At 42.2% G+C, this 25,200-nt stretch carries 24 protein-coding genes and 1 pseudogene; 23 read left to right on the top strand and 2 right to left on the bottom strand.

Translation table 11 applies throughout. The annotated features are described in order from the left end of the window. From gucD to AC0VX1_RS13895, 13 genes and pseudogenes are all read left to right on the top strand, one after another. On the top strand, positions 1-1,470 hold the full coding sequence (gucD, locus tag AC0VX1_RS13955) for an alpha-ketoglutaric semialdehyde dehydrogenase GucD (RefSeq protein WP_475467565.1): 1,470 nt from the start codon (positions 1-3) through the stop codon (positions 1,468-1,470). A 66-nt stretch (positions 1,471-1,536) separates the two neighbouring features. After that, positions 1,537-2,685: a galactonate dehydratase gene (gene dgoD, locus AC0VX1_RS13950; RefSeq protein WP_106027458.1), complete on the top strand. Its 1,149-nt coding sequence runs from the start codon at positions 1,537-1,539 to the stop codon at positions 2,683-2,685. 17 nt (positions 2,686-2,702) lie between these two features. Next, the gene (locus AC0VX1_RS13945; protein WP_413022194.1) at positions 2,703-3,614 is read left to right on the top strand and encodes a dihydrodipicolinate synthase family protein; all 912 of its coding nucleotides are present in this window, start codon (positions 2,703-2,705) and stop codon (positions 3,612-3,614) included. Beyond that, entirely contained in the window at positions 3,611-4,558 is a 948-nt protein-coding gene (locus AC0VX1_RS13940; RefSeq protein WP_283928610.1) for a U32 family peptidase, read from the top strand. The genes AC0VX1_RS13945 and AC0VX1_RS13940 overlap by 4 nt, the downstream gene beginning before the upstream one ends. A gap of 34 nt (positions 4,559-4,592) precedes the next feature. Beyond that, on the top strand, positions 4,593-5,552 hold the full coding sequence (locus AC0VX1_RS13935; protein ID WP_475467562.1) for a C-terminal binding protein: 960 nt from the start codon (positions 4,593-4,595) through the stop codon (positions 5,550-5,552). A gap of 14 nt (positions 5,553-5,566) precedes the next feature. Next, entirely contained in the window at positions 5,567-6,430 is an 864-nt protein-coding gene (locus tag AC0VX1_RS13930; RefSeq protein ID WP_475467560.1) for a fumarylacetoacetate hydrolase family protein, read from the top strand. Between the two features lie 21 nt (positions 6,431-6,451). Further along, entirely contained in the window at positions 6,452-7,408 is a 957-nt protein-coding gene (locus AC0VX1_RS13925) for a sugar kinase (protein WP_413022191.1), read from the top strand. 13 nt (positions 7,409-7,421) lie between these two features. Then, positions 7,422-8,054: a bifunctional 4-hydroxy-2-oxoglutarate aldolase/2-dehydro-3-deoxy-phosphogluconate aldolase gene (locus AC0VX1_RS13920; RefSeq protein ID WP_098185453.1), complete on the top strand. Its 633-nt coding sequence runs from the start codon at positions 7,422-7,424 to the stop codon at positions 8,052-8,054. Positions 8,055-8,215: 161 nt separating this feature from the next. Beyond that, on the top strand, positions 8,216-9,031 hold the full coding sequence (gene larE / locus AC0VX1_RS13915) for an ATP-dependent sacrificial sulfur transferase LarE (protein ID WP_475467559.1): 816 nt from the start codon (positions 8,216-8,218) through the stop codon (positions 9,029-9,031). Then, positions 9,028-9,798 (top strand): nickel pincer cofactor biosynthesis protein LarB, encoded by a 771-nt coding sequence (larB, locus tag AC0VX1_RS13910; protein WP_475467558.1) that lies wholly within the window; start codon positions 9,028-9,030, stop codon positions 9,796-9,798. Before larE ends, larB begins: the two co-directional genes overlap by 4 nt. Beyond that, a complete protein-coding gene (gene larC, locus AC0VX1_RS13905) occupies positions 9,779-10,591 on the top strand; it encodes a nickel pincer cofactor biosynthesis protein LarC (protein WP_475467556.1) in 813 nt (270 codons plus the stop codon). Before larB ends, larC begins: the two co-directional genes overlap by 20 nt. Next, entirely contained in the window at positions 10,588-11,064 is a 477-nt protein-coding gene (gene larC2 / locus AC0VX1_RS13900) for a nickel pincer cofactor biosynthesis protein LarC2 (protein WP_413003400.1), read from the top strand. The genes larC and larC2 overlap by 4 nt, the downstream gene beginning before the upstream one ends. Then, positions 11,061-11,697: pseudogene (locus tag AC0VX1_RS13895) on the top strand (urease accessory protein UreH). Before larC2 ends, AC0VX1_RS13895 begins: the two are co-directional and overlap by 4 nt. A 344-nt stretch (positions 11,698-12,041) precedes the next feature. Here AC0VX1_RS13895 and AC0VX1_RS13890 read toward each other — a convergent pair. Beyond that, positions 12,042-12,959: a DMT family transporter gene (locus tag AC0VX1_RS13890; RefSeq protein ID WP_413010075.1), complete on the bottom strand. Its 918-nt coding sequence runs from the start codon at positions 12,957-12,959 to the stop codon at positions 12,042-12,044. A gap of 387 nt (positions 12,960-13,346) precedes the next feature. On the opposite strand from AC0VX1_RS13890, the gene AC0VX1_RS13885 reads away from it, so the two are divergent. The 8 genes from AC0VX1_RS13885 to AC0VX1_RS13850 all read left to right on the top strand — a co-directional run bounded on the left by AC0VX1_RS13885 (position 13,347) and on the right by AC0VX1_RS13850 (position 21,489). Continuing rightward, complete coding sequence (locus AC0VX1_RS13885) at positions 13,347-14,303, top strand: sugar kinase (protein ID WP_475467554.1); 957 nt, start codon at positions 13,347-13,349, stop codon at positions 14,301-14,303. Positions 14,304-14,329: 26 nt separating this feature from the next. Continuing rightward, a complete protein-coding gene (gene allD / locus AC0VX1_RS13880) occupies positions 14,330-15,340 on the top strand; it encodes an ureidoglycolate dehydrogenase (RefSeq protein ID WP_475467552.1) in 1,011 nt (336 codons plus the stop codon). 9 nt (positions 15,341-15,349) lie between these two features. Continuing rightward, positions 15,350-16,369: a zinc-binding alcohol dehydrogenase family protein gene (locus AC0VX1_RS13875; RefSeq protein WP_475467550.1), complete on the top strand. Its 1,020-nt coding sequence runs from the start codon at positions 15,350-15,352 to the stop codon at positions 16,367-16,369. A gap of 15 nt (positions 16,370-16,384) precedes the next feature. Further along, positions 16,385-17,005, top strand: coding sequence for a bifunctional 2-keto-4-hydroxyglutarate aldolase/2-keto-3-deoxy-6-phosphogluconate aldolase (locus AC0VX1_RS13870; RefSeq protein ID WP_413010071.1), 621 nt, complete (start codon positions 16,385-16,387; stop codon positions 17,003-17,005). A 12-nt stretch (positions 17,006-17,017) separates the two neighbouring features. Next, positions 17,018-18,094, top strand: a complete 1,077-nt coding sequence (gene uxuA / locus AC0VX1_RS13865; protein ID WP_475467547.1) for a mannonate dehydratase — start codon at positions 17,018-17,020, stop codon at positions 18,092-18,094. Next, positions 18,091-18,927 carry an SDR family oxidoreductase gene (locus AC0VX1_RS13860; protein WP_413022186.1) on the top strand — a complete coding sequence of 279 codons (837 nt, stop codon included), beginning with the start codon at positions 18,091-18,093 and terminating at the stop codon, positions 18,925-18,927. Before uxuA ends, AC0VX1_RS13860 begins: the two co-directional genes overlap by 4 nt. Before the next feature lie 159 nt (positions 18,928-19,086). After that, the gene (locus AC0VX1_RS13855; protein ID WP_475467544.1) at positions 19,087-20,088 is read left to right on the top strand and encodes a LacI family DNA-binding transcriptional regulator; all 1,002 of its coding nucleotides are present in this window, start codon (positions 19,087-19,089) and stop codon (positions 20,086-20,088) included. Positions 20,089-20,247: 159 nt separating this feature from the next. Beyond that, entirely contained in the window at positions 20,248-21,489 is a 1,242-nt protein-coding gene (locus tag AC0VX1_RS13850) for an MFS transporter (RefSeq protein ID WP_413022185.1), read from the top strand. 67 nt (positions 21,490-21,556) lie between these two features. On the opposite strand, the gene AC0VX1_RS13845 is transcribed toward AC0VX1_RS13850, so the two are convergent. Next, the gene (locus AC0VX1_RS13845; protein ID WP_369316679.1) at positions 21,557-22,426 is read right to left on the bottom strand and encodes an AraC family transcriptional regulator; all 870 of its coding nucleotides are present in this window, start codon (positions 22,424-22,426) and stop codon (positions 21,557-21,559) included. Between the two features lie 198 nt (positions 22,427-22,624). Here AC0VX1_RS13845 and AC0VX1_RS13840 point away from each other — a divergent pair, with 198 nt between their 5' ends. Next, entirely contained in the window at positions 22,625-24,130 is a 1,506-nt protein-coding gene (locus AC0VX1_RS13840) for a UxaA family hydrolase (protein ID WP_475467542.1), read from the top strand. A gap of 44 nt (positions 24,131-24,174) precedes the next feature. Further along, positions 24,175-25,188: a zinc-binding alcohol dehydrogenase family protein gene (locus tag AC0VX1_RS13835; protein WP_475467540.1), complete on the top strand. Its 1,014-nt coding sequence runs from the start codon at positions 24,175-24,177 to the stop codon at positions 25,186-25,188. The last annotated feature ends 12 nt before the right edge of the window (positions 25,189-25,200 follow it).

Below are 25,200 nucleotides of genomic sequence, written 5' to 3'. Positions count from 1 at the left end.
ATGATATCAACTACATTTGCAACGAAAACATATAAAAATTTCATTAATAATGAGTGGGTGAATGCATCTTCTGGAAATACAATCCAAAGCATTAATCCTGCGGACAAAGAACCGGTTGGCTACGTACAAAGCTCAACCGAAAAAGACTTGAATAAAGCTGTAGCCGCAGCGCATAAGGCAAAAAGGGATTGGCGCAGGCTCGGCCAGTCTGCACGTGGGCAAATCCTTTTCAAAACGGCCAATATATTGGAAGAAAATCTAGATGAAATTGCCGAAACCATGACTCGCGAAATGGGTAAAACGTTACCGGAAGCAAGGGGTGAAACGGCACGGGGGGTTGCAATCCTGCGTTACTATGCTGGGGAAGGGATGCGGAAAGACGGCGATGTTATTCCATCATCCGATAAAGATGCCCTAATGTTCACGAAACGCAGCCCACTTGGTGTTGTCGGGATAATCACGCCATGGAACTTCCCGGTTGCAATTCCCATCTGGAAAATGGCTCCTGCTCTTGTATATGGCAACTCAATCGTATGGAAACCGGCTACGGAGGGAGCCGTTACGGCAGCGAAAGTCATGGAATGCTTCACAAAAGCAGGCTTCCCTGAGGGCGTAGTGAATTTTATTACCGGTAAAGGATCGATCATTGGTCAAGGACTCATCGATCATCCGCTTTTAAATGCGATCACATTTACCGGTTCTGAAAGTGTAGGTCAGAGCGTCGCAAAATCAGCTTCTGCCCGTGGGATAAAATATCAGCTTGAAATGGGTGGAAAGAATCCAGTCATCGTAGCGAAAGATGCAAACATCGACCAAGCTGTCGAGGCGGTCATCAGCGGTGGATTTCGTTCTTCCGGCCAGAAATGCACAGCTTCAAGCCGTGTTGTCGTTGAATCGTCAGTCTATGATGAATTCAAACAAAAACTGGTAAAGGCAGCAGCGGAAATTACAGTTGGCAACGGTCTTCAAGAGGGTATTTGGATGGGCCCATGTGCAAGCGAAAGCCAGTTCAAAACGGTCACAGAGTACATTGAAAAAGGCAAGCAGGAGGGTGCAAAACTCATACATGGCGGGGAGATATTAACTGGCGGAGACTATGATAGGGGCTTTTTCATCACACCAGCGATTTTTGAAGACGTGACGTCCGAAATGGAGATTGCACAGGCAGAAATTTTTGGACCAGTTATCGCGCTTATGAAAGCAACCGATCTGGTCGAAGCGATTGACTTGGCAAATAATACGAAGTACGGATTGAGTGCATCAATCTTCACATCAAATATTAGTTCAATTTTGGAATTCATCGATGAAATTGAAGCAGGTCTTGTCCGCATTAACGCAGAAAGCGCGGGCGTAGAGTTGCAAGCCCCATTCGGAGGCATGAAGGCATCAAGCACGGGTTCGCGAGAACAAGGTGAAGCGGCGAAAGAATTTTATACAGCCATAAAAACGGTTTTTATTAAAGGTTCTTAACAAGTTCAAGGGAGGTTTGCATTTTTGAAAATCTCTCTTTCTTCAAAAAACATTGCGAGGTGCTTGATGAAAATCATAAAAATTTCTTTATACAAAGTTCCGCCCCGCTGGCTGTTTTTAAAAATCGATACGGATGAAGGCATTTCCGGATGGGGAGAGCCTGTTGTGGAAGGCCGTGCTGAAACGGTTAAAGCAGCAGTTAACGAACTGACTGATTATTTGATCGGGAGAAATCCGAACGACATTGAAGATATCTGGCAAACGCTTTATAGAGGTGGATTTTACCGCGGGGGCCCAATTTTAATGAGTGCCATTTCCGGCATTGAGCAGGCATTATGGGATATAAAAGGAAAATACTTCAATATTCCTGTATACCAAATGCTCGGCGGCAAAGCACGTCAAAAAATTAAAGTTTACTCATGGGTCGGAGGAGATAGACCGGTGGATGTCGTTGCAGCCGCAATTGAAAAACAGAAAGAAGGCTTCCTTGCTGTCAAAATGAACGCATCAGAAGAAATGAATTACATAGATAGCTTTTCGAAAGTAGAAGCGGTCATCGAACGGGTTGCTTCAATCAGGGAAGCGGTTGGCAAAGACTTTGGCATCGGTGTGGATTTTCACGGGAGGATTCATAAAACGATGGCAAAAGCGATTGTAAAAGAACTAGAACCTTACCGCCCCATGTTCATTGAAGAACCGGTGCTCCCGGAAAACAATGAAGCACTTCGTGAGATTGCCTGGCATACTACGTGTCCGATTGCGACGGGAGAAAGAATGTATACTCGCTGGGGCTTTAAGCAGCTACTTCAAGATGGTTATGTCGATATAATTCAGCCGGATCTGTCTCATACAGGTGGTATTTTAGAAGGGAAAAAAATTGCCGCAATGGCAGAAGCGTATGATGTAGCCATTGCGCCGCACTGCCCGCTCGGTCCGATGACTCTTGCTTCATCCATTCATCTGGACGCAACGACACCGAATTTCATTATTCAGGAGCAAAGCCTTGGTATTCATTACAACGAAGGCATGGACATTCTCGATTATATGAAAAATCCAGAATTATTCGACTATGAAGATGGTTATGTGAACATTCCTGATAAACCGGGTCTTGGTGTGGAAATCGATGAGGAAAAAGTGATGCAGGCAGCAGAGACCGGACATGATTGGAAGAACCCAATTTGGCGAAATGAGGACGGGAGCATCGCTGAATGGTAATAAAAGGAGGAAAAATAATGGACTTTCATGGCATCATTCCACCGGTAGTCACCTTATTTGATGAAACGGGGAACTTGGATTTGGAGTTGAACAGAAGGTATATCGACCTATTAATCTCACGGAATATTGACGGTATTTTGTTGATGGGTAGTTCAGGTGAGTTCTCCTCACTTACAACTGAAGAAAGGAAATTATATGTACGCGAAATGTTAAAGTACATTAACGGAAGAGTGCCAGTTATGGTCGGAGTCGGGCATACCGCATTAAAAGAGGTGCAAGAACTGACTTCTTATGCAGAAGAGCATGGAGCGAACGGTGTTCTCGTAGTAAACCCATATTACTGGAAGCTGTCTGACGAGCAATTATACCGACATTTTTCCAGCGTGGCGAACCATACTAATCTGCAAGTTTTCATTTATAACATCCCGCTCTTGACAGGTCAAAACTTATCCATCGAACTGATTAAAAAATTAGCCGAAGATCATTCAAACATTGCAGGTATTAAAGAGACGGTCAGTGATTTCGGCCACCTTCGTCAAGTGCTGGCGGAAGTGAAGAAAGTTCGCAGTGATTTCAAAGTCTTCTCCGCTTTTGACGAGCATTTGCTTCCGGCCCAAATGATTGGAGCAGCGGGAAGCATTAATGGAAGCGCGGTCTTTGCCCCGGAAATATCCGTACATTTATATGAATCGTATCATAAAGGAGATCTCGCTGAAGCCCAGAAAAATCATCAAGTGATTTCAAAACTGATGGATGTGTACAATTACGGTCCGACATTTTTTACAGCCATGAAGGAAGCTGTTCATCAGCGCTGGTTTGACGTTGCTGCTGGTCACCGTGCCCCATGTGATGTATACCCTGCTGATTTGAGTGACAAAGTAGCTGCTCTCTTAAAAAATATAGATATGAAAGAAGGCGTCCAAAAATGAAAGAATCACGCGACTTGCTCGAAACGTTAGGCTACCCATCTACTGATCTTAAAGAACTTCCTACATCAACGAAAACATTTCCGGACGGTGCTCAATACCGCATTGAACTGCCAAGTGTAGAAGGTCCAGCGGCCCTAAAAGAAACATTGAAAGAAATTGACCGGCTTGGTTTGACTATTCACCGGATATCCCAGGGCAGCGGCATCATGCTTCAAACGGATGAAGAAATTAAAGAAATGTGTGAAATGACAGCAGAGCGCGGTATGGAGCTCAGTTTGTTTGTCGGTCCCAGGGGTTCTTGGGATGTCAGTGCGGGACCGCTTACGCCAGGAGGTAAATCCCAGGGAATCCGCCATGAAGGATCGGACCAGCTTGTTTATGCCATGGAAGACTTGAAAAGAGGTGCTGCACTTGGTCTTCGCGGTGCGTTAGTTGCAGATGAAGGACTCCTACTTTTAACGAAAGAAATGAAAAAATACGGACAGCTTCCGGAAGACTTTGTTGTTAAAGTATCGGTTCAAATGGGTTCAGCCAATCCAGTATCCGTTAAATTAATGGAAGACATCGGAGCGGATACCTACAACGTGCCACCTGCATTAACGCTGTCCAAACTTGCAGCAATCCGACAATCAATAAACATTCCCATTGATTTATATGTTGAAGTTCCTGATACCTTTGGAGGCTTTCTTCGCTATTATGAAATACCGGAAATTATCCGTGTATTGGCGCCAGTATACATTAAATTTGGTCTGCGTAATCATCCTGATGTATACCCTTCAGGGAAACAATGGGAAAGTACGAACATCTCACTCGCTCAAGAACGTGTACGCCGTGCCGCAATTGGCATTCAAATGATCGAACGATACTATCCTGAAGCAATAACATCGAAACTCGGTGCAGAAGGACTCGGCATTGCAAAAATTGAAAAGGCAGCAGCGAAATAGATGTCTGGTCTTACTATAAAGGAGTGGAGCCCGAATGACCTTTAAAATATTATTAACGGATTACGAATTTGAACATTTGAAATATGAAGAAGAGATTTTTCAAGAAAGCGGTCTGGATATCAATTTCATCAAAGCGCAATGCAAAACTGAAGAGGAAGTAATGGAGCATGCAAAAGAAGTGGATGCAATTTTAAATCAATATGCTCCTATCTCACGACGAGTCATCGAGTCGCTCGAAAACACGAAAATCATTTCCCGCTATGGTGTTGGCGTCAATACAATTGATCTCGATTCCGCTAAGGAAAAGGGGATTACTGTCGCCAATGTACCGGATTATGGCATGGAAGAAGTATCGAATCATGCATTGGCACTTTTACTTTCTTCGGCGCGGAAAGTGGCACTGTTAAACAAGGAAGTGAAAAAAGGTAACTGGGACTTTAAAGTGTGTGTCCCGATTCATCGCTTTGACAAGCAAACTGTTGGGGTTCTTGGCTTTGGTCGGATTCCGCGCCGTTTCATTGAAAAGGTGAAACCGCTAGGCTTTAAAACCGCTGCTTATGACCCTTTCGTATCGGCTGCAGACATGGCTGCTGTCGGGGTTCAAAAAATGGATCTCGACGAAATAATAGGTGAAGCCGATTATTTGTCGATCCATGTGCCCTTAGGTGATGATACATACCACCTGATCAATGAGGAGCGCCTTAAACAGATGAAGAGTAACGCGGTCATCATTAACACGGCACGCGGACCGATAATCGATGAAAAAGCACTTTCCAATGCACTTGAAAAAGGGATCATAGCAGGTGCTGCACTTGATGTGACAGAAAATGAGCCGGTCAGCATCGATAGCCCGCTACTCACAATGGACAATGTCATCATTACGCCTCACAGCGCCTGGTATTCTGAGGAAGCGATGGTTGAACTTCGTCAAAAAGCAGCAAGAAATATCGTTCAGGTCTTAAAAGGGGAAAAAACACCATACGCATTAACCTAAGAAAGGGGAAAAAAATGAAAATAGCGACTTTTTCCGTGCAATCCGAACAGCACATCGGTCTAGTTCAAGATGATCAAATAATTAGTTTAACGGCTCTCTGTCCAGAGGAATTTCCTGCATGCATGAAAAAATTTATAGAACGAGGCAGCGAGTTGCGTTCACGTGCTGAACAGTTAATCGAGCAACGGGTAAATAACGATGCAATATTCAAACTGTCAGAAGTAAAGATCCTGCCGCCAATCGCAAAGCCGGATAAAATCATTTGCGTAGGACTTAACTATTTTGATCATTGCAAGGAAACCGGGATGGAGCCGCCGGCTTCGCCAGTCATTTTTTCAAAATATTCGAATGCGATTACAGGTCATAATGATCCGATTGAAATCCCAATTAATTCAACAGAGGTCGACTTTGAAGCAGAGCTTGCTTTTGTCATTGGAAAAGAAGCGAAACATGTGTCAGAAGAAGAGGCGGATGACTACGTCTTTGGCTACACGATTATGAATGATATCAGCGCCCGAGATTTGCAATTTCAGGACGGTCAGTGGTCAAGAGGCAAAACGGCGGACACATTTGCTCCATTTGGTCCTGTTATCGTGACAAAAGATGAAGTGGGTGACCCTCACAATCTAGCGATTTCGCTTGAATTAAACGGTGAAATTATGCAGGATTCAAATACAAGCAACCTAATTTTTACGGTTCCGAAAATCATTTCATTTTTATCACAGTCCATGACACTAATGCCAGGTGATTTGATTGCAACTGGCACGCCACCAGGAGTTGGAATGGGAAGGAATCCAAAAATCTGGTTGAAAAACGGTGACCGGATGAACGTCAGCATTGAGAAGATCGGTACGCTTTCTAATCACGTAATAGCATGACAAGAGAAAGAAGATGATGACATGGATGTTGTAACCATCGGAGAAACAATGACAGTGTTTACCCCGAATGAAGAAGGACCGCTACGCCACGCCAGATCTTTTTCGATGAAGTTTGCCGGTGCGGAATCCAATGTCGCGATCGGGTTAAGCCGACTCGGTCATAGCTCACGCTGGATTAGCCGTCTCGGTGATGACGAATTTGGCGATGCCATGCAATCGTTCATTCGCGGAGAAGGCGTTGATGTCTCTTATGTAACAAGAGACCCTGATGCGCCTACCGGCGTCTTTTTTAAAGAATTCAGACGGCTGAATGATACCCGGGTTTATTATTACCGGAAAGATTCGGCAGCTAGTAAAATGACGGCGGAATTACTAACTGATCTTGCCATCCAAGATGCCGCTTATCTCCATATTACGGGGATTACCCCTGCACTAGGGAATTCTTGTCAGTCGCTCTTGGATAAAGCGGTCCGCATTGCTAAAGAAAACGGAACAAAAATCGTCTTCGATCCGAATATTCGTTTGAAAATATGGGGTGATGAAAATGAAGCACGTCACATCATAACAAAGTACGCCTCAAAAAGTGATATCGTCATGCCTGGGGTGGCCGAAGCCGAATTTTTATTTGGCTCCCATACTCCGGAGAAATTTGCCGATCATTTTCATGAACTCGGTGTCGAAACAGTTTTACTTAAATTGGGCAAAGAAGGCTCTTTAATTTCAGCCCCGTCTGTACCGAAAACATACGTTCCTGGATTCTATGTCGAACGGGTCGTGGATCCCATCGGTGCTGGTGATGCTTTTGCATCCGGTGTACTTTCCGGAATGCTTGATGGACTGCCGCTAGATGAAGCTGTAAGGCGTGGAAATGCCATGGGAGCAATGGCAACGATGGTAAATGGCGATGTTGAGGGTTTGCCGGCCCGTGCCGACCTCGATTTGTTCATGAGTGGCGGCACAGAGGATGTAACGAGGTAGAAAGGTGGAAAAAATGACTAAACTTGAAGAGCTTAAACATGGGAAGCTGGTCGGCGTCATCCGCGGTGCACGCCCCAATCAAATTATACCAATCGCCCGGGCCCTGAAAGAGGGCGGCATCCGAACGCTAGAAATAACAGTGGAAACACCCAAAGTGTGCCATTTGATCGAAAAAGTGAAAGAGGAGTTCGGTGATGATATCATAGCGGGTGCCGGTACAGTATTGGATCCTGAAACGGCCCGTGCGGTCATCATGGCAGGGGCTGAATTTATCTTTTCTCCAACCGTCAATGTCCAAACGATTAAACTGGCGAAGCGCTATGGCGTTATTAGCATCCCTGGTGCGCTCACACCAACCGAAATATTGACTGCTTACGAGCATGGAGCTGACATTATCAAAGTTTTCCCGGCAGATGCACTAGGTGTTAGCTACTTTAAAAATCTTAAAGGACCGCTCCCTCATATTCCCCTTATGCCAACTGGCGGTGTCAACCTTGACAACCTCGCGTCATTTTTTAAGGCAGGGGCCATCGCGGCGGGAGTAGGCGGTTCATTGATCAATCCTGCGAAATTGATTACAGGTGAAGATTACACCAGGCTGACAGAAACGGCAAAAAAATTCTCGGCTATCGTACAAAAAAGCTAAAGCCGTCCAGCGCTTATATGAATATCATTTCAATAAGCGCTGGGAATGAAAGTACGACTGCTTTATTTCCTCCTTTTCAATTTTTTTGTAATCCATCAAGGGTGTGATAATGCTGGTGGGCAGTGGATAAATTCAGATAAACCAGAAAGGGGAAAAGTGATATGTTACTAGAAAAGTACAGAAATCTGCAGGATATTCTTCAAAAAATGGAGTCGGTTGTGGTCGCTTTTTCAGGAGGGGTGGACAGCACGTTTTTGTTAAAAGTCGCTATTGATACTCTGGGTTATGATAAAGTGTTAGCCGTTACAGCGGATTCGGAAACCTATCCATCGAGTGAGTTGAAAGAAGCCATTATGCTATCAAAATGGATTGGTGCCAACCATCGTGTCATTCAAACTTCGGAGTTGGCCATTCCTGGATATAAAGAAAACAATCAGAATCGCTGTTACTTTTGTAAAAGTAGTTTATTTGACCACCTGCTTCCTATTCTTGAAGAATATGAATTTAATAATATTATTTATGGAGTTATCGCTGATGATGCTAACGAATTTCGTCCAGGCATGAAAGCAGCTAAAGAAAAAGGAATCAGGGGACCTCTTCTAGAAGCCGATTTATTCAAAGAAGAAATAAGAGTATTGTCCAAGCAAGCCGGATTGCCAACCTGGGATAAACCGTCATTTGCTTGCCTATCCTCACGAATAGCATATGGCGATATCATTACGAAGGAAAAATTGACCAAAGTTGATAAATCAGAGGCTTACATAAAATCACTGGATATTCATCAGGTAAGAGTAAGGACGCATGAGGATACTGCCCGAATTGAAGTTGAACCCGATGATATGCCAAAAGTGCTTCAATACCATGCGGCGATCACGAAACGTCTGAAGCAATTTGGTTATAAGTATGTATCAATGGATCTCACCGGCTATACAAGCGGAAGTATGAATATGGCGCTTAAAAAGGAAGAAATGTCATGATTGACGATATTTTGGAGCAGGTTCAAAAGGGTTCATTAACAGTTGCGGAAGCCAAGGGAAAACTTGCATCCTATGAAAATTTAGGGTTTGTAAAAATCGATCATCATCGCAAAAGGAGACAAGGCTTTCCCGAAATTGTGTTTGGGGAAGGGAAAACAGCTGAACAAATTTTAACGATTGTCCAATCGCTGCGGACAAGGAATGATTCCGTGCTTGTGACTCGTATTTCTCGGGAAAAAGCGGTATTTGTACAAAAAGAATGTAGTGATTTTGAGTATAACGAGATTGCACGGACACTTGCTTGGGTTAGAGAAAAGCCGAAATCCGTTGATTCATATATTGCAATTGTATGCGCCGGGACATCAGATTTGTCTGTTGCTGAAGAAGCAGCCGTGACGGCCGAAACTCTAGGTATTCCTGTCAGGCGTATATACGATGTTGGCGTTGCTGGGCTTCATCGCCTCCTTGACAATATAGACGAAATAAGGGGTGCTACCGTATCAGTTTGTGTCGCGGGAATGGAAGGGGCACTTCCAAGTGTGTTAGGAGGCCTTGTCACGAATCCAATTATTGCTGTGCCGACAAGTATTGGTTACGGTGCTAATTTTAACGGTTTATCGGCCCTTTTATCAATGCTCAATTCATGCGCATCTGGTGTAAGTGTGGTGAACATCGATAATGGATTTGGTGCAGCCTACAATGCAGCGATTATATACAAACTTGTACATAAAAAGGAGGTCAATTGTGGTGAGGACTTTATATTTTGACTGCTTTTCCGGCATAAGCGGAGATATGGTTATTGGTGCGTTAATCGATGCAGGTGCAGACCCTGTACAAATGGAAGAAGAGTTAAAAAAGTTGAACATGGATGAAGAATATAATCTGTCATGGGGGAAGGTCGTCAAAAATGGCATTACGAGTACTAAATTTGATGTCATTCTTACCAGTAAATCAGACCAAACACATGAACACGAGCACAGTCATGGACACGAGCACAGTCTTGGACATGAACACAACCATAGCCATGTACCACACAGCCATCACGGCAGCCGTACCTACAAACAAATTGTAGAAGCTATCAATGAGGCGAACTTTAATGAATCGGTAGCTAACATGTCACTCGCCATTTTTAAGAAGATTGGTGAAGCGGAAGGACATATACACGGGCTTCCACTGGAAAAAGTACACTTTCATGAAGTAGGGGCGGTAGATTCAATAATAGATATAATCGGAGCTGCAATTTTAATCGATCAGCTAGGTATTGAATCAGTTCAGTCATCAGCCATTCCAACTGGATCTGGACATATACATATTGATCACGGAATATATCCTGTTCCTGCACCTGCCACTCTTGAAATATTAAAGGGGGTACCGATTGCCTCAAACGATATTCGTTCTGAATTAGCAACGCCGACCGGTGCTGCCATCGCTGCGGTTTTAGCTGGAAATTTTGGCTCGCTTCCACCCATGACTGTCGAATCGATTGGCTATGGTGCGGGCTCAAAAACATTCGAAAATCATCCGAACGTCCTTCGAGTTATCATAGGGGAGACTAAATGAACCGCCCACCTGATCATGAGCATCTTGATGAACAAATGGTAAAAATGGAAGTGAATCTAGATGATATTTCCGGTGAATGGCTTGGGTATGTTATGGATTTGTTGTTTGAATCAGGAGCAAATGATGTATTTTATACGCCAATCTATATGAAAAAAAATCGACCGGGAGTGTTATTGCAGCTTCTCTGTTCACAGCAGGTGATTTCGAAAATGAAGAAGATATTATTTGCTGAAACGACGACTCTCGGGATACGCTACTATCCACTTACCGTGCACAGGCTCGAACGATCATTTTTACATGTACATACACAATGGGGAAAAGTGACGATGAAGAGGGGTATTCATGAGGGATTGACCTTGCAGCAGGCACCTGAATATGAAGATTGCCGTAAAATTGCCTTACAGAACAATATACCTCTTAAAAGGGTGTATGAAGAAGTTTGGAAGTGTCTCGGGGAGGTCAAAGAGAAATGAGTTTGGTGTCGATTCTTACATTAGGATTCCTATTGGGGATAAAGCATTCGTTAGAACCGGATCATTATTGCCGTAGCAACGACGGCAGGAAACACGAAAAAATTATCCCGTTCCACTCTAACGGGGGTGTATTGGGGGATAGGCCATACAAGTACGCTGTTTCTTATAGGTGTCCTATTCATTTGGATGAAGGGGGAAATTCCAGAGTCGTTAAGCATGACACTGGAATTCGGCGTTGGCATTATGCTTGTTATGCTAGGGGCGAGAAGTTTATTTAAAGCACGCCCTGATATTAAGAACGAGAAAGATAGATTTCGTCCTTATTTGGTGTCTGCTTTAATTGGTTTCGTACATGGTCTCGCGGGCAGTGCCGCAATGGTCATTTTAACAATGTCGACCGTAACCGGTATTGGCGAAGGATCTATCTATATCATTATATTTGGCGCAGGGACAATTATTGGCATGCTGTGCTTTACTACCATTCTAGGCATACCGTTTGCTTTGAATGGGAAGGACATCGTTTTAAACCGAATCTTCATCAAAATAGCGGGAGCTATAAGTTTTGCATTCGGACTTTATTATATATACAAATTGGGTGTAACAGAAGGCTTGTTTGCGCTCTGGGCTAGTTGATTTATTTTATAAGCATGATATTTGACTGTCTAAAACGAATAGTCAGTCTTTTTTTTATATAAGTTCATCAAACCAAGCTTGATTCCTCAGAAAGAAAAGGCCACAACCGACAATAAGCTTGTCTTTACAGGAACACTTCAATGGACATGTTCAAGCAAATTCCTGGGTATATTGTAACAGATATGAATCCCCAATTATTATTCTGCAATTATTTGTAGTTGAAAGAAGGGATGGACAATAAAAATAAGACCCCATGACACTGCCATTTTTATAAGATTGGCAGTGTCGTAGGATCTGTTATCATGTTACATAGAAAGTCACGAAATCTAGGTTCTGCTCCGGTCCTAGGCAGATAAACGTTTATTTTTCCTTTGGAGAATCCATATTTCAATTGCACCAGAGCCAAGCAATACTCCTGAAACAATGAAGATAAGTCCGATGAAATGTGCAGGCACAAGGGCTTCATTTAGGAAAAATGCTGCCCCTAACAAAGAGAATAAGGTGTTTAAGTTAAGAAATATGGATGATTCGGCTGCGCCTACCTTACCAATGGCATAATTATAGCTCATGTGCCCGAGGGCGGTGGCAAAAATAGCGGAGAAAAAGAAAGCTCCCCAGATGGATGGCGGTGCGGATGCCAGGGAAGATAAGCCCTCTGGTTCCTTCCATAAGCTGATAGCAAAAAGAATAAAAGAACCGATCAGCATCATGTAGCCGGTTAATAATCGTGGATCCATTGTTTTTGAGGCTTTATTAATGAGGATGAAACTCAATGCCTGTGAAAGAATGGAAAGCAAAATATCCACATCCCCAAGATTAATAGAATGAATTCCTCCGCTTCCTGCCATAACGGTAAAACTCACACCCAGGGAACCGCATATAAAGCCAAGCAGCTTGATTAACGTAGGTTTTTTTCGAAAGAAAATCATGGTCAAAATGACAGTCAATATTGGCCCCATGCCCAAAATCAATCCAGCATTCGAGGCGGAAGTCTTCGTCAATCCCTCAGCTAAAAAATAATGATGAAAAACGACACTCAAAAGTGCTCCTCCAAAAACGTAAAAAAGTTCACTTTTTTTAGGAAGGCGTATTAGTCCAAAGAAGAAAAGGATAATAATGACGATAAGAGAAGCAGTAAAAATTCTCATAGATGTTATCGTTACGGGCTGCGTATGCGCAACTAAAATTTTAATAACTGAGACATTTAACCCCCATGTAATCATTATTCCGGTAAGTAAGATGTATATTTTCAAAAAACTCATTCCAAACAACCTTTCAAACTTATTTAACAATTGATATATTATACAACTTTCTCCCAAATTAATAGCAAAGAGTAAATTTGATCGAAAAAAATCTGAAACTGTCAATCATTTAAAGATGAAACAGTTCTTGTTCATTTTCCATAATAAGGTTTATTTATCTTAAATTTAGCTGAAATATCATATGAAATAGTATCGAATAAAAATAAAATTACAAATTATCAAACTTTTCTATTGTTTTTGATAGGGTTTTCATTTACAATTTCCTTATGATTTACCAAACCGGTTTAGTAATTAACTAAATCGATTTAGCTAATAAGCATAATGAAAGTGATATGATCAAATGTTTTTGTTTCCATTTGTGAATGTTCGCAAGAAGGAGGTACTGTATTGTCATCAAAATATGGTGTTTTAACGCTGGGCGACGCCATGATCACGCTAAATCCGGAAGAGACAGGACCTTTAAGATTCGTTAACCGTTTTGAGCGAAAAGTAGGAGGCGCTGAACTGAATTTTGCGATTGGCTGTGCAAGGCTAGGCTTGCGGTCAAAATGGATTAGCCGTTTAGGCAAGGATGAGTTCGGTAAAGTTATTTATAATTTCGCTCGTGGGGAAGGCGTGGACATGAGTTATGTGGCCTATGTAAATGGATATCCAACATCTCTTAACTTTAAAGAAATTCGGGAAGATGGTTCCGGAAAGACATTTTATTACCGCTATCAATCTCCCATTTTAACTTTAAAGCCTGGAGATATAACAGAGAAGATGTTTGAAGGGATTGATATAGTCCACCTTACTGGAGTATTTTTGGCTATAGATCCGAAAAATGTCAACATTGCCAAGAGGGTAATGGAAATTGCAAAACAAAAAAATATACCTGTTTCTTTTGATCCGAATATCCGCTTAAAGCTATGGTCCATCGAGGAAGCAAGGTCAGTTTACTATGATATTTTTCCATATGTTGATATTTTGCTTACAGGTTTAGATGAAATAAGATTGATCATCGGTACTGACTCAAAAGAATCTTTGGCTGAATTCGCGAAGGTGAATGCTATTGATCAGCTTGTCATTAAGGACGGGAAACAAGGTTCAAAACTATATACCAAAAGTGAATGGCATGAAAAAGAAGCTTTCCCTGTAATACCTGTAGATACAGTTGGTGCAGGAGATGGTTATGATGCCGGTTATATTTACGGATACCTTAATGGTTTATCAATTGATGAAAGATTGGCATTCGCAAATGGTGTAGGAGCTCTTGTCACCACTGTTGCAGGGGACAATGAAGGATTACCATATTTGGATGAAGTAATGCCTTTCATACAGAATGAGATTGTAATAGAAAGATAGCAGGCTGAAAGAAATGGGGAGAGAAAATGGCAACAGTAACGATACAAGCCGAGGAAGCAAAACGATTAGTTATAAAGCAGCTGACCAAAGTGGGTTTGAATGAAGAAACTGCCGGGAAAATTGCGGAAGTATTGGTTCATGCTGATCTCAGAAATGTCAATTCCCATGGTGTTTTGCGAACAGAGCATTATGTGAACCGTTTACAGGCAGGGGGTATAAATCCCGAAGCCCAGATTTCCTTCCAAAAGACAGGGCCCGTTACCGGTGTAGTTGATGGAGATGATGGATTTGGGCATGTGATCAGCGACGTGGCCATGGACCATGCAATCGATATGGCGAGAGAAAATGGCGTGGGCATGGTGACTGTTTTTAATAGCAGCCATTGCGGAGCACTAAGTTATTTCGTTCAAAAAGCCGCTGATGCAAAGTTGATTGGCATCGCGATGTCACATACCGATAAAATTGTGGTCCCGTTCGGGGGAAAAACATCATTTCTTGGTACCAACCCAATCGCTTACGGAGTTCCTGCCAAAACGAAGAAACCCTATATTCTTGATATGGCTACATCCAATGTTGCATGGGGGAAAATTCTCCAGGCACGCGAAGAAGGAAAGGAAATCCCTGAAGGATGGGGTGTCGATGAAAATGGAGCTGCAGTCACGGATCCGAATAAAGTCGTTTCCCTTTCCACTTTCGGAGGCCCGAAAGGCTATGGTCTATCGGTAATTGTAGATGTGTTTTCTGGATTATTGGCCGGTGCGGCATTTGGCCCGCACATTGGGAAAATGTATGTCGATCTTGATAAGAAACGGAAGCTGGGGCATTATTTTTGTGTAATTAATCCTTCATTCTTTACAGATACTGATATATTTTTAGAGCAAATGGATCAAATGATTGAAGAGCTTAAACAGGTTGAACCTGCTCCAGGGTTCGATCGCGTATATGTACCGGGTGAGATTGAACAGATCAATGAAGAAAAAAACCTGAAACATGGTATTACGATAGCATCAAGTGTTTATGAATTTCTTACAAAGTAGGTGGGAGAAATGAAAGCGGTTCAAGTACGGAAAGCTCATGAACTTATCATACAAGAAGTGGAAAAACCACGGATTTCGAACTCGACGGATGTCCTTGTAAAAGTAAAAAGAGTCGGGATTTGTGGATCGGATATGCATATTTACCATGGTACGAATCCTCTTGCTACGCTGCCGCGAGTCGTCGGGCATGAAGTAGCGGGAGAAGTTGTGGAGATTGGACAAGGCGTCGTGGGCATAAAAGTTGGGGACCATGTTGTTATTGAGCCCATCAGTTACTGCGGGAAGTGTTACGCCTGCCGCAAAGGCCGCCAAAATGTTTGTGAAAAACTGTCCGTTTTTGGCGTACATGAAGATGGTGGTATGAGAGAATGGTTCGTCCTTCCCGAGAAACAATTACATGTTGTGGATTCCGCGTTGGCTTGGGAAGAAATAGTATTGGCTGAGCCATATACAATCGGAGCACAGGCCGTTTGGAGAGGTGAAGTAGAGGAAGGGGAAACAGTGCTTATCCAGGGAGCTGGGCCTATTGGGATTTGCATATTAAAGATGGCAAAGCTTCAAGGAGCATCAGTGATGATCACGGATTTAAGTGAGGAACGTTTGGAATTCGCTAAAGAAAGCGGCGCTAATATCATTGTCCATGCGGGAAAAGAAGATGTTCAAAAACGAGTGGAAGAATGGACGAATGGAGAAGGTGCCAACGTCGTCATTGATGCAGTATGCTTGCCGATGACATTTGAATTGTCCTTTGATGTCGTATCAACGGCGGGCCGGATTGTCGTACTCGGTTTTGATGAACGGCCTGCATCAGTTTCCCAACTGCCAATCACTAAAAAGGAAGTCTCGGTTAAAGGATCTAGGTTGCAAACCAATCAGTTCCCAAAAGTAGTTAAACTTTTAAATGAAGGAAAACTCAGACAAGAAGGTTTAATTACCCACACATTTTCGCTCGATGATATCCAGGAAGCATTTAATTTTGTGGAAAATCATCCCGAACAAGTTCGAAAAGCGATCATCGTTTTTAATTAAAGGGGGGCAGGATTTATGGACAAACAATCAATCATTCATCGAATAAAGGAAACGAAAGTTGTAGCTGTTATCCGGGGACAAGATGCAAAGGAAGCGGCACAACTGTCTAAAGCAGCTGTGGAAGGCGGTGTTCGGGCAATAGAATTGACTTATACAACACCGGGAATTGAAGAAGCTTTCAATGAACTGCAGAATACGGATGCACTCTTAGGAGCAGGATCGGTACTTGATTCTGAAACGGCTCGACATGCGATTTTAGCTGGTGCCAATTTTATCGTCAGTCCGTATTTTGTCAATGGAGTAGCCGAACTTTGTAATCGATACGGCATTCCCTATATGCCTGGTTGCATGACAATCAAAGAAATGGCTACGGCATTGGAAGCAGGTTGTGATGTTTTGAAGTTATTTCCGGCAAACCATTTTGAACCTTCTTTCATCAAGTCGGTTAATGGTCCACTGCCTAATGTAAGAATCATGCCAACCGGCGGAATTAATTTGGATAACATGAAGGACTGGCTGAATGCAGGTGCGGTAGCAATTGGGATTGGCAGTGATTTGAACAAAGCCTATCAAAATGGCGGCTATGAAGCAGCAGTGGAATTAAGCGGAAAATATATGCAAAAGATTGCGGAATGACGGAGGTGCATGATGAACATTACATTTAGATGGTATGGGAAAGACAATGATACCGTTACATTGGAGCACATTAAACAGATTCCTGGTGTGAAAGGGATTGTTTGGGCACTACACCAAAAACCTGTTGGTGAGGTATGGGAAAAGGAAGAAATTAAAGAAGAAATCGAATATATCCAATCATTTGGTTTTCACACGGATGTTGTAGAAAGTGTAAATGTCCATGAATCGATTAAATTGGGTAACGAAGACCGCATGATATATATTGAGAAATACAAAGAGACGATCCGGAATCTCTCGGAAGCTGGAGTGAAAGTCATTTGCTATAACTTCATGCCGATTTTTGATTGGACTCGTACGGAAATGTTCCATCCTTTGGAAGATGGCTCAACTGCCCTATTTTATGAAAAGGCGAAAGTGGATACGTTAGAACCGAAAGATTTGATTCGTACTGTGACGGAAGCTTCCGATTTAACTTTACCAGGTTGGGAACCAGAAAAGATGGATCGAATTTCTGAATTATTCGAAGCTTACAAAACTGTCGACGAAGAGCAGTTATGGGCGAATCTTGAAATATTCCTAAAAGAAATATTACCTGTTGCCGAAGCTTGCGGCATTAAAATGGCTATTCATCCGGATGATCCGCCATGGTCCATTTTTGGCTTGCCAAGAATCATCACAGGTGAATCGAGCTATGAAAAACTGATATCGATTTCGGACTCACCGTCGAATGCATTTACCATGTGTACTGGATCGATGGGGGCAAACCCTGAAAATGATATGGTCCAAGTGGCTAAAAAGTATGCAAACCGTTCGCCTTTCTCCCATATTCGAAATGTGAAGATTTATGAAAATGGTGACTTTGTGGAAACATCCCATCATACCCAGGATGGATCCATCAATATACAGGGCGTCGTGGAAGAATTGAATAAGCAGAATTATACTGGTTATGTCAGACCAGATCATGGCCGCCATATTTGGGGTGAAGATTGTCGCCCAGGTTACGGTTTATATGACCGAGCATTGGGCATCATGTATTTGCTCGGATTATGGGATGCATATGAAGCTGGTAAATCAGGTGGGAAATCATGATTCCCATCCATGAAAACTTATTGAATAGGGTGGCAGTGATCACTGGAGGCAGCGGTGTTTTATGTTCGAAAATGGCTGTGGAATTGGCCCGTCATGGTGTCAGGATAGCTATATTGAACAGATCGGCCGAAAAAGGGCAAGAAGTGGTCGAACTCATTGAACAAAAAGGGGGCACTGCGATATCCATAGCAGCAGACGTTTTGGATAGAGCCTCATTGGAGAATGCAAGAGGAAAAATAATAGAAGCGTTCGGAAGAGTGGATCTATTAATAAATGGAGCGGGAGGCAATCATCCTGATGCCATTACAGCTCCAGAGAAATATGGGGAAGAAGCGGAAGGGAAATCCTTTTTTGATTTAGACGAAAATGGTTTCTCCCAGGTTTTTGCCAGTAATTTCACCGGTACATTTTTGGCCAGTCAGGTTTTTGGGAAAGAGTTATTGCAAGTGGAAGCACCGGTTATCGTAAATGTATCTTCCATGAGTGCCTACGCTCCGATGACTAAAGTGCCAGCATACAGTGCGGCCAAAGCTTCGATAAATAATTTTACGATGTGGATGGCGGTACATTTTGCCGAAGCAGGTTTACGGGTGAATGCCATTGCTCCAGGATTCTTTTTGACGAAGCAAAATCGGGATCTTCTGCTTAATGAAGATGGCAGTCTGACAGCAAGGTCTAATAAAATCATTACTTCAACACCCATGAAGCGTTTTGGGCAGCCTGAAGACTTACTTGGAACGTTGCTTTGGCTCGCTGATGAATCCTACTCGGGCTTTGTCACAGGAATTACGGTACCGGTCGATGGTGGTTTCATGGCATACTCCGGCGTCTGAATTCAGCTCCTATAAAAAGGCAAACAAGTTAACGTGATAAATTAAGTTCCGTGGTATGGGAAATTGACTTTTTACTGCATCAGAAGGTGATTGTAAAGCTTTACTTATTATAATAGAATATTCCTTATATATTGAAATCACACGACAGGGATGAATGAAATGAAAACCATTACAATTACTGATGTCGCCAATCACGCGAAAGTATCAAAAAGTACAGTTTCCCAATACCTGAACAAACGCTATGAATATATGAGTGAAAAAACCAGGAAAAAAATTGAAGAAACAATCGAAGAGTTAAACTATCAGCCTAATATAATAGCGCGCAGTTTAAAACAAAAATCCACTTTTACCGTTGGGGTAGTGGTTGCCAATATCCTTCACACGTTTTCAACGCAAGTTATCAGAGCGATAGAAAACTACTTTTATGAACAAGGGTTCCACATTATCGTATGCAATGCAGATGACAATCCTGAAAAGGAAAAGAATTATATTGAAATGCTAAGGGCTAAACAAGTGGATGGGATCATCATTTTTCCCACAGGGGACAATCTTGATTTATATCAACGTATGAAGAGTGATGAATTCCCGATTGTTTTCATGGATAGGACGATCGAAGAATTGGATATCGCTACAGTCATGCTCGATAATCATCTTGCTTCCAGGTTAGCGATCGATCGGTTTATTGAAAAGGGTTTTGAAAACATTGCAATCATTACCACTTCAATAATACGCGATATCAGTCCTCGAATCGAACGGATCCAAGGGTATAAGGATTCGCTTGCTTCCCATGGGATACCATTCCATTCAGAATATATTAAAACTGTGAATGCAGATGAAATTCCGGTTGCACTTTCAGAATTTTTCGAATTGGAAAAGCCGCCTCAAGCCATTTTGGCAGGAAATGATATCGTACTTAATGAGGTATTGCGTTATATGAAACAGCATGAAATCCATATACCTGATGACATAGCGGTCATAGGAATCGATGATGTTCCGTATGCCAGTTTCTATACACCGACCATCACAACGGTTAATCAGCCAGCCATTGAAATGGCCAACTTGGCAGCAGAGTTACTGCTTAGTCAAATCAATAAAACAGGAAAAGAGGATACAAGCGTCCATCGCTTGAAACCGACTTTGCTTTCAAGGAATTCTTGCTAGAATCGGATGTAAGAATTCCTGTGAAAAAGAAAGCGCTTTTTTTACGGGGATTCTAAACCGATTTAGTCATGGGTCATATAGGCTTTACTCTTGGTTATTAAATGGAAACGTTTCCAAAAATGCTGCTTGCATTTATAGAAACGAATAGGGGGGTACTTTATGTTTTCAAATGGTAGAGGAATGGTTATCGTTTTCTTGTTCTTGGCAGGGGTAATAAATTATCTGGACCGATCTGCACTGTCCATTGCAGCTCCGTTCATCCAGGATGATTTATCCTTAACAGCAACACAGATGGGAATTATCTTTAGTAGCTTTTCAGTCGGATATGCCGTATTTAACTTCCTTGGAGGCATGGCGTCCGATAAATGGGGAGCAAAGCTTACGCTTTTCGTGGCGATGATCGTATGGTCTTTATTCAGTGGTGCACTTGTACTTGCTGTCGGTTTTGCCAGTATGATCGTCATCCGTATCCTGTTTGGGATGGGCGAAGGCCCTCTCTCATCAACCATCAATAAAATGGTGAATAACTGGTTCCCGTCAAATCAACGGGCATCTGTCGTTGGTTTGACGAATAGCGGGACTCCGCTTGGTGGCGCAATCGCAGGTCCAATAGTTGGATTCATTGCCATCTCATATGGATGGAGAGTTTCTTTCATTGCCATAATGATAATTGGTCTTATTTGGGCGATTTGCTGGTGGAAGTTCGTTAAAGAAAAACCACAAGAGTCAAAAGAACAGAAACATACAGGGAAATCTTATGTAGCGGCTACATCGGAAGGAAAGGTGAAATTCACCTTTTATTTAAAACAAAAAACGGTTTTATTTACAGCTCTAGCCTTTTTTTCTTACAACTACATCCTCTTCTTTTTCTTAACTTGGTTCCCAAGCTATTTGGTGGATGCACGCGGCCTAAGTGTGGAAAATATGAGTATCATTACAGTGATTCCTTGGATTTTTGGATTCATCGGACTAGCTTTGGGTGGATTCGTGTCAGATTTCTTCTATAAAAAATTCGCACAAAAAGGTGTTTTATTCTCACGTAAGCTAGTGCTAGTAACATGTTTGTTCTTATCGGCGTTATGTATCGGTTTTGCTGGACTTGTATCCACAACAGTCAGTGCAGTAACGCTTGTCGCACTTTCCGTCTTCTTCCTATATTTGACTGGTGCCATTTACTGGGCCATCGTCAACGATGTCGTCGACCCTGGTAATGTTGGTTCTGTTGGAGGTTTTATGCATTTCTTGGCAAATACAGCAGGAATCATCGGACCGACGTTAACAGGATACATTGTCGATACCTCAGGCACATACACAGTTGCATTCTTGCTTGCAGGTGGATTGGCAGTTGTTGCCTCGCTAGCGGTCATCCGTTTTGTACGACCGATAGTAAAGCCTGCGTAATAGATTGTTAGAAAGGAAGTGTCTCCCAAAGGGAAGACACTTCCTTTTTCATTTGTATTAGGCATGCCTAGCGGATCCTATTTTCTTTTCGAAATGTAGCTGGTGTCTTTTCATTGTATTTCTTAAAGGTACGATAAAATTGGGGCATGCTTTCAAAACCACACATTTCGGCAATATGGGCAATGGTGTGATTCGTTTCCAGTAAAAGTTCCTTTGCCTTGATGATCCTTTTCGTGTTTAGATACACGACTAACCCAATTCCAGTCGTTTCCTTAAAAACCCTGCTAAAATGTGCGGGACTGACCAATGCTTTTTGTGCAAGTATCGTCAGCGTCAATGGTTCATCCATATGTTCATTAATATAGATTAAAATATCTTTCATCCATTCTGAACTATAGCTCTTGCCCTCGGATAATTCTTGTTTGCCATTTATCCGGATACGGTATAAATCAAGTATGATCTGATGAACGGTCAGCAAACAAGCATGCCTCGAGCCTATCGATCGGCTATTCGTTTCTTGCAGGATGAGTTCTAGCTGTTCTTCCATCTTTACTTGTTTCTTTTGCGGCAATGATATTTTATAATTCTTACTCTTTTTTGTCAGATCAAACAAATGTAAATATGAAAAAGAATCATCAACCATATCTTTATATATTAATGTGGGACTGAAAAAGATAATGGTGGAGGTGACAGGGTCGTCCTTATTCGGTAAAGCCCTATGAATGGTATTATTCGGGATCAGGAATACATCCCCTTGCTGCATATCATAAAACACATCACCGATAAAAAAGGTCCCTTTACCGTTATAAACATAAACAATTTCATAATGGTCATGCATATGATCGGACAATTCATTCTGGGGACTTTTCGTATCTTGATAGACAAAAGAAAATGGGAAGAGTAAATCATGATTTAATGCATTGTGGATTTTTTTCATTTGTTCATCTCCTGAAAGTATAATACAACAAGAATGAGTATATTTATAGCAAAATACGTAATTAATATTTCAAAAATTGATGTTAAAATTAATAGAGGATTTGAAAATTTAAAAAAATCAAGGGAAAAATGAAAGGGCTTTCGGAATGGATTTAAGTTACCTTTAGAACTTCTTCACTCATGATAAGGAGGGAACAAAATGAATAAATTTGTTCAATTGCATTCAAACGATGATGTTGTTATTTCCTTGGAGGGGATTCAGAAAGGACAGAGCCTCCAGATTCAAACAAAAGATAGGGGAATGATCCATATCAAGGCACGTGATGACATTCCTAAAGGGCATAAAATGTTAGTGAATCCGGTTAAGCGAGGGGAGGACGTAATCAAATTTGGCTACTCGATCGGAAAAGCTAAAGAAGATCTCTCCATTGGAGATTGGGTTCACACCCATAATCTGACATCCGGTTTGCATGGCATATTGGATTACTCCTATCAACCTAGCAGGCAAAAAACAAAAGAACCCAGTCAAAATCATACCTTCCAAGGATATATCCGTGAAAATGGGGAAGTGGGTATCCGGAATGAAATCTGGATCATCAATACGGTGGGCTGCATCAATAAAACATGTGAACTTCTCGCCAAAATGGGCAGTGAGCAATTTAAAGATCGTCAAATCGATGGAGTTCATCACTTTTCCCACCCCTACGGTTGTTCTCAATTGGGAGATGATTTGACCCATACGCAGAAACTATTGGCAGCCTTGGCTCAACATCCAAATGCAGCAGGGGTTTTAGTTGTAGGATTAGGGTGTGAGAACAATCAAATCGAAGCATTTAAAGAAGTTATAGGCGAATTTCCTCCAAGTCGGATTAAATTTTTAAAAGCCCAGGAGGTTCAAGATGAATTGGAGAGTGGCTTACGTTTAATGGGGGAACTAGTGGACTATGCAGAAGGGTTCGTACGCCAGAACGTACCAGTTTCAAAGTTGAAAATAGGCTTGAAATGCGGTGGTTCCGATGGTTTTTCAGGCATTACTGCTAATCCATTGGTTGGTGCGGTTTCCGACTTAATTGTGGAAAATGGCGGGACCACGATATTGACAGAGGTTCCTGAGATGTTTGGAGCGGAAACGATATTGATGAACAGGGCGATGGATGAAGAAACCTTTAAGAAAATCGTTGACCTTATAAATGATTTCAAACAGTATTTCATTCGCCATGATCAAGAAATTTATGAAAACCCTTCACCTGGAAACAAGGAAGGCGGCATAAGTACACTGGAGGAAAAATCACTTGGATGTACACAAAAAGGGGGACATGCCACTGTAGTGGATGTAAGCCCATATGGACAACGAGTAGAGAAGCATGGTTTGAATTTAATCAATTCTCCTGGAAATGACCTGATTTCGGTGACGGCTTTGGCAGCAGCCGGCGCACATATCGTTCTATTCACTACGGGAAGAGGAACACCATTCGGCGGACCGGTGCCAACTGTAAAAATAGCCACTAATTCGGATTTAGCCGATCGTAAAAAGCACTGGATTGATTATAATGCCGGCCGGTTGATTGAAGGTCAAAAGATGGATGAATTAAAGGACGATTTATTCCATTACATTCTTGAGCTTTCATCCGGTAAAAAGAAAACGAATAATGAAAAATTCGGGTATAGGGAGATTAGCATATTTAAAGAAGGTGTCATTCTCTAATAGTACAAGGTGTCTATTAAGCTATAAAAAAGGAGTGTTAATCAGTGAAAAGTATCGTTTGTGAACAACCTTTTGAATTTAAGATGATACAGTCGGAAAAACCCGTACCAAACTCAGGGGAAGCTTTGATTCGTGTGCGGCGTATAGGTATATGCGGTACGGATATCCATGCATATGGAGGCAATCAACCCTTTTTTAGCTATCCTCAAATTCTTGGCCATGAATTATCCGGTTATATTGAGTCCATACCGGAAAATGAATCTGGGCTTAATGTCGGGGATCAAGTATCGATCATCCCCTATATGGAATGTGGAGAATGCCTGGCTTGCAGAAGTGGAAAAACGAACTGCTGTACGGATATGAAAGTGTTGGGTGTACATGCTGAAGGCGGCATGAGTGAGTGGATTACGGTTCCTTATAATCATTTGGTGAGAACCGAGGGTCTCACACTTGATCAATCCGCAATGATAGAGCCTTTAAGTATCGGAGCTCACGCAGTTAGGCGCGCTGCTATTCATAAAGGGGAATTTGCACTAGTGATTGGTGCTGGTCCCATTGGTTTGGGAGTCATGGCATTCGCTAAAGAACAGGGAGCGAAGGTGATCGCAATGGATATAAATGATGAACGCCTTGCGTTTGCTGGCAAATGGGCAAATGCCGATTATACTTTGAATGTTTTGGAGAATCCAATGGAGAAATTGGCCCAATTGACGAATGGAGATATGCCAAGCGTGGTATTTGATGCGACAGGTAATGCTAAGTCAATGATGGATTCTTTTAAATATCCTGCTCACGGCGGAAGATTGATTTATGTAGGTTTAGTTAAAGCGGATATTTCCTTCAATGATCCTGAATTCCACAGTAAAGAGCTTACATTGATGGGAAGCCGCAATGCAACAAGGGATGACTTTGATTATGTCGTGAATACGCTGAAAAATGATTTGTTGGATATGAGCCAGTATATTACACACCGCACACATATGGATGAAATGATCAATCAATTTGAAGGATGGTTAACTCCTGAAGCTAAAGTGATCAAGGCTATTGTCGAAATATAAGCAGTATGCTGT

Source organism: Peribacillus sp. QJM3NY_7, from assembly GCF_056173225.1.
This window is presented reverse-complemented; position numbering and strand designations above follow the sequence as displayed.